Here is a 13,149-nt window from a genome sequence, read left to right as displayed (position 1 = left end):
CCGTGTGCGCCGCCCCCGTCCGCGAGCCCAACGGAGCTGAACGCGTCATGTCCGAATTGTCCTGCCGGATCTGCCATCGGATGCCCGCCGCCGACGTGCGGTTCCACGGGCACCGGGGCATGGTCGTGTTGATGCGGTTCTCGCGGGTCGACGGGCCGTTCTGCCGGGACTGCGGGCTGGCCGCCTACCGCGACATGAGCGCCGACACGCTGCTGCGCGGCTGGTGGGGGCTGCTTTCGGTGTTCGCCGCCGCGGGCGTGCTCGTGCTCAACACGGCGCGCCGCGGGCGGGTCGCGGGGCTGCCGGAGCCCTCGGCCGCGCGCAACGAGCACACGCTCGACCCCGGCAAGCCGCTGCTCGACCGCACCGCCGCCTACGGGCTGCTGGTGCCCGCCCTGCTGCTCGTGTTCATCGGGTGGTCTGCGGTGAACGGCGGCTGATGTCCGGATTTTGATCCGGTTTTCACGCCCGGCCCGCGTAGGTCGCGGCAGGTCGCCGCGGGTCCGGAGACTTATCAATCAATTCCGGTCAACGCCGGACATCCCCCCGGTTTTGCGGCCTCGCCGGTGCCGCGGTGGCCGCGATCCCCGCCAGCGCCACAGTGGCGAGCACGGCCGCCCGATTGCGTTGCGCATCAGTTCCCGCTGTCCCGGCGGCCGGGTGGCCGCCCAAGGTCATTGCTACCGGCCCGGCCGGCGTGGTGGGAGCGGCGCGGCCGCCGATCAATCAATTCCGGACAGGGCCCGGGCCGGAGTTGATTGATCGCCGGCCGCCGGCTGCTGGCGGGCGAGCAGGCGCGACATGCCGTCGGCGGTGAGCGGCTCGGCCAGGTGGTAGCCCTGCCCGAGGGTGTAGCCCAGCTCGCGCAGGGCTACCACCTGCTCGGCGCTCTCCACGCCCTCGGCGACGGTGTCGAGGCCGAGGGCGCGGGCCAGCTGGATCACCGCGCGGGCCACGGCCTGGCGGGCGTCGGCGGCCGCGGGCTGCCCGTCGTCGATCTCGATGCCGTCCACGAACGACTTGTCGAGCTTGACGATCGCGGCCGGGAAGGCGCGCAGCAGGCTCAGCGACGACTCGCCGGTGCCGAAGTCGTCGAGGGCGAGCCGGACGCCGAGGCGGTCGAGCTCGTGCAGCGTGCGCGAGACCTGCTGGCCGCGCAGTACCGCCGACTCGGTCACCTCCAGCACCAGGTGCTCGCACGGCAGGCCGGTGTCGGCCAGGGCGGCGGTCACGTCGGCGACGAAGTCGGGGTCGTGCAGCTGGCGCGCGGAGACGTTGAGGCCGGCATCGAGCAGGGCGCCGGGGCCGAACTCGGCGCGCCAGCGGGCGGCCTGCCGGCAGGTCTCGCGCAGCACGAACCGGCCCAGCGGCACGATGAGTCCGGTGCGCTCGGCGGCCGGGATGAACTCGGCCGGCCCGATCGTGCCGCGGGTCGGGTGCTGCCAGCGCACGAGGGCCTCCACGCCGACGACGCGGCGGTCCTCGAGGCGCAGGATCGGCTGGTACACCACGCGGAACTCGTCGTGGTCCAGCGCCCGGCGCAGCTCGCCGCCCAGCTGCATGTGGGCCAGCACCGGCTCGCCCATGCCGTCGACGTACCGCACGAACCCGGCCTTGCCCCGCTGCTTGGCCGTGTACATGGCGACGTCGGCGTCGCGCAGCACCGAGTCGACGGTCGCGCCGGGCCCGGCGGCCGCGATGCCGATGCTGGCCTGCACGAGCAGGCGGTGCCCGCTGAGCGGCTGGTCGAGCGCGGCGAGCAGGCGGGCGGCGAGGGCCTCGGGCTCGGCCCCGGTGAGCAGCACCGCGAACTCGTCGCCGCCGACGCGCACCGGCAGCCCGTGCGGGCCGGCCTCGGCGCGCAGCAGCCGGGCGACGGAGACGAGCAGCTCGTCGCCGACGCCGTGGCCGAGCAGGTCGTTGACCGTCTTGAAGTCGTCGAGGTCGACCAGCAGCACGTGGGCGGGCTCGGCCGCGGCCAGGGCGGCGGCGAGCCGGTCGCGGAACAGCGCGCGGTTGGCCAGGCCGGTGAGCCCGTCGTGGCTGACCTCGTACTGCAGCCGCTCCTCCTGCACCCGCGTGCTGTGCAGCAGCCGGACGTTCTCCCGGAACGCGAGGTACTGCCGCAGCGTGACGAGCACCGTGACCAGCACCGCGGCGAGCAGGACCACGCGGCTGGGCCAGCTCAGCGGCGCACCGAGCGCCACGGCGACGAGCGGCACGTCGGCCGCGGCGACGGCGAGATAGGGCAGCACCACGCCGCCGCGGCCCGGGGCGCGGCGCAGCCCGAGGTCGGCGCGCACCTGGGCCAGGACGGCGAGGGTGGCCAGCAGCGGGGTCAGCGGCATCACGATGGCCTGGGCGGGCACGCTGCCGGCCGGGCCGAGCCGCACCGCGATCACGGTGACGATCGCGGCGGTGACGCCGCCGGCGGCCGCCATGAGCCGGATCGCGTCGCGGTCGACGGGCCCGCCGGCGACGTAGGACACCTTCGTGGCCGCGCCGACCGCGACGAGCAGCCCGAGGCCGGTGAGCACCATGGCCTGCGGGCTCCACGGGTCGGCCGCGTCGATCATGGGGGCCAGCCCGGCGTACCACAGCACGACCGCGCAGCCGAGGAAGCCGATGGCGCGGTCCAGCAGCATCCGCCACCACTCGACGCCCTGGGCGGGGACGACGGGCACGCGGATCATGGCCCAGATGGCGATGAGGAACCCGATCGCGGCGCAGGCGGCGGCCGCCAGGGGCATGGAACGGGTGCTGGCCTCGCGGTAGTGCACCAGGATGTCGGCGGCGAACCAGGCGTACCCGAACGAGATGAGCACGACCGCGGCGAGCATGGTGCGCCAGAACCGGCGCGCGACCGGCGGCAGGCCCCCGGCGCCCAGGAGGCGGTGGACGGCCGCGGTGGCGAACACGCCGCCGAGGGGCGCGAAGGCGTACGCGATCGCCTCGGTGCCGGCGCCGACGGTCAGGTACGCCACGCACCACACGGTGCCGAGGGCGGCCACCACGGCGGCGGCGAGCACATAGCGCCGGGCCTCCCGCGTCACGCTGGGAAGAATATCGTGCCGGTTGCGTACCGGATCTCACCCGAACGTTCCGTTCAGACCCGGCGCATCAGCCCCGCGTCAAGGCGGCACTCGTCGATGTCAGCGCGGCCTCAGGGCCGGTCCCCAGACTCACCGGCATGAAGAAACTGATCGCGGCGGCCTTCGGGGCCGCCCTCGTGTTCGTGGCCACTCCCGCCCTGGCGGCGCCGGCCCCGCCCGACCTGCGGGTCAAGGTCCCCGACGTGGTCGGCCTGAACGACCGGGACGCGGTGAAGACCCTCAAGACGGCGGGCCTCGGCGTCGCTGCCGACACCGCCGTGGACTGCGCGAACATCGACGTCGTGCTGGCCCAGGACCCCGCGGGCGGCCGGATCGTCCCGCTGGGCACCCGGGTCCTGATCACGATCGGCGCGGCTCCGGAGAAGGGCTGCCCGTAGCCGGTCGCGGCCGCGCCCACCACTGGGCCAGGGCCACGGCGGCGAGCACGAGCAGCGCGCCCGCGAGGGCGAACCACACGCTGATCTCGGTCTTCTTGTGCTGCAGGGTCACCTGGCTGGGCAGGTCGCGCAGGACGTCGCCGAGGGCCTTGGCGTTGTCGGCCTTGAAGTACTTGGCCCCGGTCATCTCCGCGACCTTGGTCAGCGTCTCCTCGTCCATGTCCTGGAACCGGCCGCGCCCGCCGAAGCCGAAGCCCCCGCCGCCCGGACCGCCCCGGAAGCTCTGGTCCCCGGCGATCTGGTTGCTGGAGCACACCATCGGCGAGGGCTGGTCGGTGCCGAAGCCGATGGTGTAGACGCGCAGGCGGCGGGCCGCGGCCTGCTCGGCGGCGGTGATGGGGTCCACGCCGTCGGTGTTGCGCCCGTCGGTGAGCACGACGATCGTGTCGGGCTCGTAGTCGCCGCTGTCCGCGCCTTTGGCGCCGCCGTTGTCGGGCACTTCCACGCCGGTCGGGGGGACGTCGGGGTTGATCTCGGCGATGGCGTCGATCGAGGCGAGGATGGCCAGGCCGATGGCGGTACCGCGGGAGGTGCGCAGGCCGTCGATCGCCTTGGTGAGCTTGTCCTTCTCGGTGGTCGGCGGCACCAGCAGGCCCGCGGTGCCGGAGAAGGCGACCAGGCCGATCTTCGCCCCGCCCTCGTGGCCGGCGATGAACTCCTTGGCCGCCTTCTGCGCCGCGCTCAGCCGGTTGGGGTCGACGTCGGTGGAGCACATCGACCCGGAGACGTCGACGGCCAGCAGGATCGTCGCGGCCTCGTCGGGCACGACCACCGACGCCTGGGGGCGGGCGGCGGCGGTACCGGCGAAAAGGATGCCGGCGGCCAGCAGGGCGAGGGGGATGCGCCGGCGCCACGAGGAGCGGCCGGGCAGCGCGGCACGCACGAGCGCCACGCTGGACAGGGTCACGGCCGCCTTGCGGCGCCGGCGGCGGCTCCACCACCGGTAGGCCAGCAGCAGCGGGAACGCCAGCAGGATGCACAGGGCCCACGGCCAGGTCAGCGACATCAGAGGATCCGTCCGAACCAGGTGGTCATCAGTATGCCCCCGAGGGTGAGCAGCAGCACGGCGATCGCCGCGGCCGCCCCGGTCAGCTCGACCGGCTTGCGCTCGGTCGTCAGCCGCAGGTCCAGCGACTGGTACACGTCGTGCAGGGCCTGCGCGTTCTCCGCCCGGTGGTAGTTGCCGGCCGTCGTCTGCGCGATCTGGGTGAGCAGGTCCTCGTTGAGCGACGTCGCCACCTGGTAGCCGTCGACCTCGACGGTCGCGCCCTCGACGGTGCCGACGCCGACGGTCTCCACGCGCACCCCGGCCTTCGCGGCCAGGCTCGCCGCGGCGAGGGCGTCGGGCCCGCCGGTGTCCTCGCCGTCGGACAGCACCACGATCGTGGCGTTGCCGAAGTACCCGATGTCGGGCGCCGCCCCGCCGGCGTCCTCGCCCGGCAGGCTCACGGGCTTGCCGACCACCACGGTGAGCGAGGCGAGGATCGCCTGGCCCAGCGAGGTGCCCCCGTTGGCCTGCAGGCGCTTGATCGCGGCGGCGGTGGCGTCGTGGTCCGCGGAGGGCTGCTGGGTGGTGAGCGCGCCCTGGTCGAAGGCGACGATGCCGATGTTCACGCTGTCCGGCTGGGCCTTGACGAACTCGGTCGCTGCCGACTTCGCGGCGTCGAGGCGGCTCGGCGCCACGTCCTGGGCCTTCATGCTGTTGGAGACGTCGAAGGCGAGGATGACGGTGCCGGCGGCACGGGCGACCGGCAGCGTGGCCGCCGGGCGCGCGACGGCGAGCAGCAGCAGGGCCGCCGCGGTCAGGAACAGCACCTGGGGCAGGTGCCGGCGCAGCGCCGACCCGGTCCGGAGGGCGGCGGGGCGGCGGCGGTGCGCGCGGAAGTACACGAAGAACAGCGCGGCGGCGGCGACCACCGCGACCGCCACCAGTATCGGATGTTGGAACGTCATCGGCGCCTGCGCTTCGCGTCGCGGACCATGGCGACGAGCGCCTCCAGCGGGTCCTCGTCGGTGGTGACCACGTGCGCGCGCACGCCCGAGCGGCGCATCGCCGCGGCCACGCCCGCCTCGCGCGCGTCGACCTCGGCGCGCAGCCGCAGCCGGAACTGCGGGTCGCCGGTGTCGACGAGGATCTGCTCGCCGGTCTCGGCGTCCTCGACCACGACCAGCCCCAGGTCGGGCAGGTCGAGCTCGACCGGGTCGACGACCCGGATCGCGACCACCTCGTGGCGGAACGTCAGCCGGGTCAGCTCCGGCTCCCAGCCCTCGCCGATGAAGTCGGACACGACGAAGACCAGACCGCGCCGGCGGGCGGTGGAGGCGGCGAGCCGCAGCATGGCGCCGAGGTCGGTTGCGCCCTTTTCGGGGGTACCCCCGGAGGCCTTGCCGATCTCGTGGGCGATACGCAGCACATGGGGCCGGCCCGCGCGGGGCGGCAGCACGAGCTGTTTCGCGTTGTCGTAGAGGATCGCCCCGACCCGGTTGCCGCCGTAGGTGAGCAGCCGCGCCAGGCTGACCGCGAGCTCGGCCAGCGTCCCGTCCTTGGAGGACTCGGCGCCGGCCACCCGCATGGAGGCCGAAAGGTCCAGCACGAGCCAGGCGGTGAGCTCGCGGTCCTCGGTGTACTGGCGCACGAACGGCTCGTCGAGGCGGGCCGTCACGTTCCAGTCGATGTGCCGGACGTCGTCCTCGGGCGTGTACTCGCGCACGTCGGCGAAGTCGATCCCGGTGCCGCGGAACACCGTGCGGTACGACCCCTGCAGCTGCCCGTCGAGTCGGCGCAGGACCTGCCACTCCAGGCGGCGCAGCAGGCGGTCGGCGGCCGTCGTCACGGGCTGAGCCTCTGATGAGCGGCCACTCCGCTTCGCTCCGTACCGCTCATGAGCGGCCGACGCTCCGGGACGGCGTGGGGGCCGGCACGTTGACCGCCGCCAGCACCTGGGCCACGACCATGTCCGCGGTGACGTCGTCGGAGAGCGCCTCGTAGGACAGCACCAGGCGGTGGCGCAGCACGTCGGGGGCGAGCTCGTGCAGGTCCTCGGGCACCACGTAGTCGCGGCCGCGGATGAACGCGAGCGCCCGTGCGGCCAGCACCAGGTTGATCGAGGCGCGGGGGCTGGCGCCGAAGGTGACGTACCGGGTCAGGTCGCCGAGCCCGACGTCGGCCGGGTTGCGGGTGGCGTTGGTGAGCCGCACCGAGTACTCGATGAGCGACGGGTCCACGTACACCTCGTCGACCTGGCGCTGCATCTCGATGAGCCGCTCGGGGTCCACGACGGCCTGGGTGACCGCCTCCGGCAGGATGGCCCGCTCGACGATCACGAACTCCTCGGTCGGGCTCGGGTACCCCACCAGGACCTTCATCATGAACCGGTCGACCTGGGCCTCGGGCAGCGCGTAGGTGCCCTCGGACTCGATCGGGTTCTGGGTCGCCATGACCAGGAACGGCTTCGGGATGGGGTGCGTCTCGCGGCCGATGGTGACCTGCCGCTCCTGCATGGTCTCGAGCAGGGCGCTCTGCACCTTCGCCGGGGCCCGGTTGATCTCGTCGGCGAGCAGCAGGTTGGTGAACACGGGGCCGAGGCTGACCTGGAACTCGCCGGAGGGCTGGTGGTACACCCGCGTCCCGACGATGTCGGCCGGCACCAGGTCGGGGGTGAACTGCACCCGGTGGAACTGCCCGCCGACGGCCGCCGCGAGGGCCTTGACCGCGAGGGTCTTGGCCAGGCCGGGGACGCCCTCGACGAGGATGTGGCCGCGGCTGAGCAGGGCGACCATGAGCCGCTCCAGCAGCCCGTCCTGCCCGACGATGGTCTTGCGGACCTCGTAGAGCACCTGCTCGACGGCGGTCGCGTTCGGTACGTCCATGCTCTTCCTTACCTCGGTTGGTCCGGTCCCGGTTCAGCCGTTACTGCTCGGGGCCCGGCTCGCCCGGCCCGGTCGAGCCCAGGGCCGCGCCGATCGGCACCGCGAAGCCCACGCCGACGAAGGTGCCCGCGGAGGTGGGGTTGGCCAGGGCGACCACGATCCCGATGACCTCGCCCTTGGCGTTGACCAGCGGCCCGCCCGAGCTGCCCGGGTTGACGGCCGCGTCGAACTGGATCAGGCCGGCCAGCTTCGTGCCGTCGGGGTTGGCCGCGGTGCGGTTGAGCCCGGAGATGACCCCGGTGGTGGTGCTGCCGGTCAGCCCGAGCTGGTTGCCGATGGCCACGACGTCGTTGCCGACCGCGATCCGCCCGGAGTTGCCCATGACCGCCGGGACGAGCACGTCGGGCAGGCCGGCCGGGGTCAGCGTCGCGATGTCCAGCTCCGGGTTGGACCCGGAGACCTCGGCCGCCGACTCGGTGCCGTCGGCGTAGCGGACCTTGATCGCGGTGCCGCCCTTGACCACGTGGAACGCCGTCAGGATGGTGCCCTGGGCATTGGCGATCACGCCGGTGCCGGTGGCGCCGCCATCGCCCAGCGTCGTCTCGATCGTCACCACCGACGGGGCCACCGCCCGGTAGATCTGCGCCGTCGTCGGCGGGCCGGACGCGCTCGGCGAGGCCGCCGCGGACGGGCGGGTGGCGGCGGGGGCCGCGCCGGAGCCGCCGGCCCGGAACGCGAGCACGCCGGTCGCCGCGATCGCCAGGACCACCACGCCGACGCCGATGGCGAGGTCACGCCGGGTCAGCGCCACGGGGGCCCGGCCCGGCCGCCCGGCGGCGTCCTCGGGCTTCCCGGCGGGCTCTGGGCTCTTCGGGCCGGGTTCCGGGATGAAGCTCACCTCGGGGCCGGCCCACTGCACGGGCTTCCCGGCTGGGCGCATGGGCCAAAGATAGCCCCGGTAACTCGGAGAACGGTAAGAGCGCGCTCTACAGTGCCAGGGTATGGAGGAGCGTAACTGGTGGGTGGCGCCCGGTCTCGGCATCGGCCCGCTGCGGTTCGGCACCCCGCGCGGGGAGCTGCGCGCCGCCCTCGGATCGTGCCGGCCCTTCCGGCGCGGGCCCGACGCGGTGGACCTCACCGACGACTACCCCGACGGCGTGCAGCTGACCTGCTCGCCGGACGAGGGCCTGTACTGCATCGAGATCCACGAACCCGTCGGCGTGCACCACCTGGGGGTGCCGCTGCACGGCCGCGCCCGCGACGTGCTCGCCGCCCTCCGCGCGGCCGGCGTCCCGGTCGCGCGCGACGACTCCGGCTGGTCCGTGGCCGGGGGCGCCGCGCTGCTCTCGGTCGAGTCCGGCGCGGTCGACATCGTGACCGCGTACGCGCCGCGCCGCGCGGGCACCCGCATCGAGGAGTTCGACGCCGGCCCCGCGGCCGCGCCGCCGCTGACCTCCTACACCGTGCGGCCGGGCGAGGGCCTCACCGCGCTGGCCCTGGGCACCCACCGCGACGAGGTGCGCGCGACGCGCAACGGCGGGGTGGCCCTGGTCGGGTACCCGGCCGGGGACTCGTTCTTCGACGAGGGCCTCACGGTGGGCTACGACTTCGCCGGGCTCGCCGAGCGCATCACGGTGACCCGGGCCGGGGCGGTCCTGCTCGACGGCGTCAACCTGCTGCCGTCGCGGCCCCGGACCGTGGCCGACGTGCGCCAGGCGCTGGTCGCGGCCGGCCACGAGGTCGCGGAGGAGGAGGCCGCGCTGCTGCTGCCGGGCACGGGCGTCGCGGTGTGGACGCCCCGCCCGGGCCCCTCGCGCCAGGTGTGTGCGGTGTCTCTGACCCGCCCCTGAGCGGGCGCGGAACAATGGACCCGTGGCGGAGATGGTGCGGGTGGACCTCGGCGAGGTCGAGTACGCCGAGGCGGCCGAGGCGATGCGGGGCTGGGTCGCCGAGCGGCAGGCCGGCACGGCGCCCGACCGGCTGTTCCTGCTCACGCACCCGGCCGTCGTCACCTACGGGCGGCACACCGCGCTGTCCGACCTGCCGCAGGACGGCTCGCTGCCGGTCGTCGAGGTCGACCGCGGCGGGCACGCGACCTACCACGGGCCGGGGCAGCTCGTCGGGTACCTGGTGATGAACCTGCGCGAGGGCGGCCCCGGCGACGTCGTGCGCTGGCTCGAGCTGGCGCTCATCGAGGCGCTCGGCGACCTCGGGTTCGCGGCGGTGCGGCGGGACACGCCCAAGGGGGCCGACAGCCTCGTCGGGGTGTGGACGCCGGAGCACCACAAGCTCGTGTCGATCGGGATGCGCATCCGGGGCGGCGTCACCAGCCACGGGTTCGCCCTCAACGTCGACTCGGACCTCGGCGTGTACGAGCGGTTCGTGGCCTGCCGGCTCGACGGGGTCACGATGACGTCGCTGCGCCGGATCGCCGCGGACACCGGGCAGCCGGTCCCGGACCTGGCCGGGGTGCGCGACGCGGTCGCCCGGCGGCTCGGCGCGCGGTAGCTGGAAGTTTCCTGATCGCACCCCGGCGCACCTGGGGCCGCGTTTTCCACTGTTGACAAGCCGCGCGGGAGTTCGTAGTTTGCGTGTCGAAGCGCTTCGACAGGATTTCGAACAAACCCCATCGGAAGCCGCGAAGCGCCCCCGGACGACCATCGGACCGACTGCGCACCCGCACACGGCGCCACCCCCGCCGTGCCCCACTCCACATCAGGAGCAGACGTGTTCACGCGTATCCGCAGCGCCGCTGTAGCCGCAGCGGCCATACTCGCGCTGACCGGCTCGCTCGCCGCCTGTGGCGGCGGCGACGACCAGGCCCAGGGCGACGGCAAGACCCTGAAACTCTGGCACTACGAGGGCGCGACGAGCGCCATGGGCATCGCCTGGAACGAGGCGATCAAGCAGTTCGAGGCCTCCCACCCCGGCGTCAAGGTCACGTTCGAGGAGAAGAGCTTCGAGCAGATCCGGCAGAGCGCCAGCATGATCCTCAACTCCAACGACGCGCCGGACGTCATGGAGTACAACAAGGGCAACGCGAGCGCCGGCCTGCTGTCCAAGCAGGGTCTGCTCACCGACGTCTCGGCCGAGGCCGACAAGCGCGGCTGGAGCAAGGCGCTCACGCCGGGCCTCGCGACCACCGCCCGGTACGACACCCGCGGCGTGATGGGCAGCGGCAAGTGGTTCGGCGTGCCCAACTACGCCGAGTACGTGATGGTGTACTACAACAAGGACCTCTTCGCGAAGTACAACGTCCAGGTCCCGACGACGCTCGAGCAGCTCGAGACCGCGATGCAGACGTTCAGGACCAACAGCGTCACCCCGATCAGCATGGGCGGGGCCGAATACCCGGCCCAGCAGATCCTGTACTCGCTGGCGCTGTCGAAGGCCGACCGCTCCTGGGTCGAGGACTACCAGCTGTACAAGAACAAGGTGGACTTCCACGGTCCGCAGTGGACCTACGCGGCCAACACCTTCGCCGACTGGGTCGCGAAGGGCTACATCGACAAGAACTCGGCCGGCATCAAGGCCGAGGACATGGGCCAGGCCTGGGAGCAGCAGAAGTCCCCGATCATGATCTCCGGCAGCTGGTGGTACGGCCGGCTGGTCAAGGAGGCCACCACGTTCCAGTGGGGCACCTTCCTGTTCCCCGGCAGCAAGCTGTACCCGGGCTCCAGCGGCAACCTCTGGGTCGTGCCGGCCAAGGCGAAGAACAAGCAGCTGGCGTACGACTTCATCGACATCACGATGAAGCCCGAGATCCAGAACCTGCTCGGCAACTCCGGTGGCATCCCGGTCGCGGCCCAGACCGACAAGATCACCGATGCCAGGAGCAAGGAGCTGATCGCCAACTACGAGGCCATCTCGAAGCAGGACGGCCTCGCCTTCTACCCGGACTGGCCGGCCCCCGGCTACTACGACGTGCTCGTGGCCGGCGGCCAGAAGCTCATCAACGGTTCGGCCAAGCCGGACGCGGTCCTCGACGAGATCGCCAAGCCCTACAACGACAACTTGGCGAACGTCGGCAAGTGATGACCCAACGCAAGGGCTACTGGCCGTTCCTGGTCCCGGGTTTCCTCCTGGTTGCGCTCGTCGTGGCGGTACCGCTGCTCATGACGGTGGGCACGAGCTTCACGGAGTGGTCCGGCGTGGGCACCCCACGCTGGACCGGCCTGGCCAACTACGACCGGCTGCTGCACGACGACAGGTTCTGGAAGTCCTTCGAGAACATCGCGTTCATGATCATCGCGATGGCGGTGGTGCCGACCCTGCTCGGCCTGTTCCTGGCCGCCCTGTTGTTCGACTACGTCGCGCCGCGCCTGGGTGCTCGCACCGCCCGGGCGCTGCGCTCCGGCTTCTACCTGCCCCAGGTGCTGCCGCTGGCCGTCACCGGCATCGTGTGGGGCTGGATCCTGCACCCGAACTACGGCGTGCTGAACTCCATCCTCGACAAGGTGGGGCTGGGCTCGCTGGCGCGCAACTGGCTCGGCGACGAGCACTACGCGCTGTACACCGTCATGGCCGTCATGATCTGGGTGCAGATCGGCTACCCGGTCGTCATGTTCATGGCGGGCCTGCAGCGGGTCGACCCCGAGCTCTACGAGGCCGCCGCGCTCGACGGGGCCGGCTGGTGGCAGCGCTTCAGCCGCATCGCACTGTTCCAGATCCGGCCCGAGATCGGCGTCGTGCTCATCACCACCACGATCGCCGCGCTGAAGGTGTTCGCCCAGATCTTCGTGCTCACCGGCGGGGGCCCGGGCAACGCGACGATGGTGCCGTCGTACTTCGCGTGGCAGAACTACTTCCAGAACGCCAACGTCGGCTACGCCTCGGCCATCTCCACGGTCCTGGCGGTGCTCATCGTCGCGCTGACGTTCGCCTTCATCCGGGTGCAGTCGCGATGAGGAAGTACGCCGTCCTCGCCGCCCTGCTCGTCGTCATCCTGCTCGTCCTGGCGCCGTTCGCGCTGATCCTGATCAACGCGGTCAAGACGCCGCAGGACTACGCCGCCGTCGGCCCGCTGGCCCTGCCCACCCACGTGTCGTTCGCGGGCATCAAGGCCTTCTGGATCCGCGCCGACTTCGGCCAGACGCTGCTCAACAGCGCCGTCATCTCCGGCTCCGTGGCCGTGCTGGGCGTCGGCTTCTCGCTGCTGAACGCCTACGCGCTGGGCATCGGCCGGGTGCGCGGCCGCCGCTGGTTCCTGGCCGCCTTCCTGGTCGCGAACCTGCTGCCGCAGGAGAGCCTCATCTACCCGCTGTACCACATCGCCACCCAGGTCGACCTGTACGACTCCCAGCTCGCGGTGATCATCATCTTCACCGCGATCCAGAGCGCGTTCGGCACCTTCCTGCTCTCCTCAGTCCTGGCCGAGTTCCCGCCGGAGCTGCTGGACGCGGCCGCGATGGACGGCGCCGGCCGGCTGCGCACCCTCGTGCGCATCGTCGCCCCGGTCAGCCGCCCGACCCTCGCGGTGCTGTTCACGTTCTTCTTCATCTGGACGTGGAACGAGCTGTTCATCCCGCTCGTCTTCCTCGTCTCCAACAGCAACCAGACCGTGCCCCTGGCGCTCGCCCTGCTGCAGGGCGAGCACGACCTCGACGCCACCGCGACGAGCGCGTCCGCGCTGCTGGGCATCCTGCCCGCCGTGCTGTTCTTCCTCGTCTTCCAGCGCACCCTGACCCGGGGCGTCACGGCGGGCGCGGTCAAATGAGTACAACGATGGA

At 72.5% G+C, this 13,149-nt stretch carries 13 protein-coding genes; 7 read left to right on the top strand and 6 right to left on the bottom strand.

Annotated features, from left to right (window positions below):
* The first annotated feature begins 47 nt into the window (after nt 1–47).
* Entirely contained in the window at nt 48–440 is a 393-nt protein-coding gene (locus ACPPVO_RS38150; protein WP_426503426.1) for a hypothetical protein, read from the top strand.
* A gap of 282 nt (nt 441–722) precedes the next feature.
* Here ACPPVO_RS38150 and ACPPVO_RS38145 read toward each other — a convergent pair whose 3' ends face one another.
* On the bottom strand, nt 723–3,053 hold the full coding sequence (locus tag ACPPVO_RS38145) for a putative bifunctional diguanylate cyclase/phosphodiesterase (protein ID WP_426503425.1): 2,331 nt from the start codon (nt 3,051–3,053) through the stop codon (nt 723–725).
* Nucleotides 3,054–3,190: 137 nt separating this feature from the next.
* Here ACPPVO_RS38145 and ACPPVO_RS38140 point away from each other — a divergent pair, with 137 nt between their 5' ends.
* Nucleotides 3,191–3,490, top strand: coding sequence for a PASTA domain-containing protein (locus ACPPVO_RS38140; protein ID WP_426503424.1), 300 nt, complete (start codon nt 3,191–3,193; stop codon nt 3,488–3,490).
* Here the strand turns inward: ACPPVO_RS38140 and ACPPVO_RS38135 are convergent.
* The 5 genes from ACPPVO_RS38135 to ACPPVO_RS38115 are packed head-to-tail and all read right to left on the bottom strand — an operon-like array spanning nt 3,453 to nt 8,360.
* Nucleotides 3,453–4,556, bottom strand: coding sequence for a VWA domain-containing protein (locus ACPPVO_RS38135; protein ID WP_426503423.1), 1,104 nt, complete (start codon nt 4,554–4,556; stop codon nt 3,453–3,455). The genes ACPPVO_RS38140 and ACPPVO_RS38135 overlap by 38 nt on opposite strands.
* Nucleotides 4,556–5,503, bottom strand: a complete 948-nt coding sequence (locus ACPPVO_RS38130; protein WP_426503422.1) for a vWA domain-containing protein — start codon at nt 5,501–5,503, stop codon at nt 4,556–4,558. Before ACPPVO_RS38130 ends, ACPPVO_RS38135 begins: the two co-directional genes overlap by 1 nt.
* On the bottom strand, nt 5,500–6,384 hold the full coding sequence (locus tag ACPPVO_RS38125; protein WP_426503421.1) for a DUF58 domain-containing protein: 885 nt from the start codon (nt 6,382–6,384) through the stop codon (nt 5,500–5,502). The genes ACPPVO_RS38130 and ACPPVO_RS38125 overlap by 4 nt, the downstream gene beginning before the upstream one ends.
* Nucleotides 6,385–6,430: 46 nt before the next feature.
* A complete protein-coding gene (locus ACPPVO_RS38120; RefSeq protein ID WP_426503420.1) occupies nt 6,431–7,420 on the bottom strand; it encodes an AAA family ATPase in 990 nt (329 codons plus the stop codon).
* Between the two features lie 40 nt (nt 7,421–7,460).
* On the bottom strand, nt 7,461–8,360 hold the full coding sequence (locus ACPPVO_RS38115) for a S1C family serine protease (protein ID WP_426503419.1): 900 nt from the start codon (nt 8,358–8,360) through the stop codon (nt 7,461–7,463).
* Nucleotides 8,361–8,421: 61 nt separating this feature from the next.
* Between ACPPVO_RS38115 and ACPPVO_RS38110 the strand changes: the two genes are divergently transcribed.
* The 5 genes from ACPPVO_RS38110 to ACPPVO_RS38090 all read left to right on the top strand — a co-directional run bounded on the left by ACPPVO_RS38110 (nt 8,422) and on the right by ACPPVO_RS38090 (nt 13,136).
* Nucleotides 8,422–9,270, top strand: coding sequence for a hypothetical protein (locus ACPPVO_RS38110; RefSeq protein WP_426503418.1), 849 nt, complete (start codon nt 8,422–8,424; stop codon nt 9,268–9,270).
* A 31-nt stretch (nt 9,271–9,301) separates the two neighbouring features.
* On the top strand, nt 9,302–9,928 hold the full coding sequence (lipB, locus tag ACPPVO_RS38105) for a lipoyl(octanoyl) transferase LipB (protein WP_426514774.1): 627 nt from the start codon (nt 9,302–9,304) through the stop codon (nt 9,926–9,928).
* Between the two features lie 219 nt (nt 9,929–10,147).
* Nucleotides 10,148–11,455, top strand: coding sequence for an extracellular solute-binding protein (locus tag ACPPVO_RS38100; protein ID WP_426503417.1), 1,308 nt, complete (start codon nt 10,148–10,150; stop codon nt 11,453–11,455).
* The gene (locus tag ACPPVO_RS38095) at nt 11,455–12,327 is read left to right on the top strand and encodes a carbohydrate ABC transporter permease (protein ID WP_360390108.1); all 873 of its coding nucleotides are present in this window, start codon (nt 11,455–11,457) and stop codon (nt 12,325–12,327) included. Before ACPPVO_RS38100 ends, ACPPVO_RS38095 begins: the two co-directional genes overlap by 1 nt.
* Entirely contained in the window at nt 12,324–13,136 is an 813-nt protein-coding gene (locus ACPPVO_RS38090) for a carbohydrate ABC transporter permease (protein WP_360390111.1), read from the top strand. The genes ACPPVO_RS38095 and ACPPVO_RS38090 overlap by 4 nt, the downstream gene beginning before the upstream one ends.
* Nucleotides 13,137–13,149 lie beyond the last annotated feature (13 nt).

Source organism: Dactylosporangium sp. McL0621, from assembly GCF_049995355.1.
In the GTDB taxonomy this organism is placed as follows: Bacteria; Actinomycetota; Actinomycetes; order Mycobacteriales; family Micromonosporaceae; genus Dactylosporangium.
Note: the sequence above shows the minus strand (reverse complement) of the source record. Positions and strands in the feature narration are given on the sequence as shown.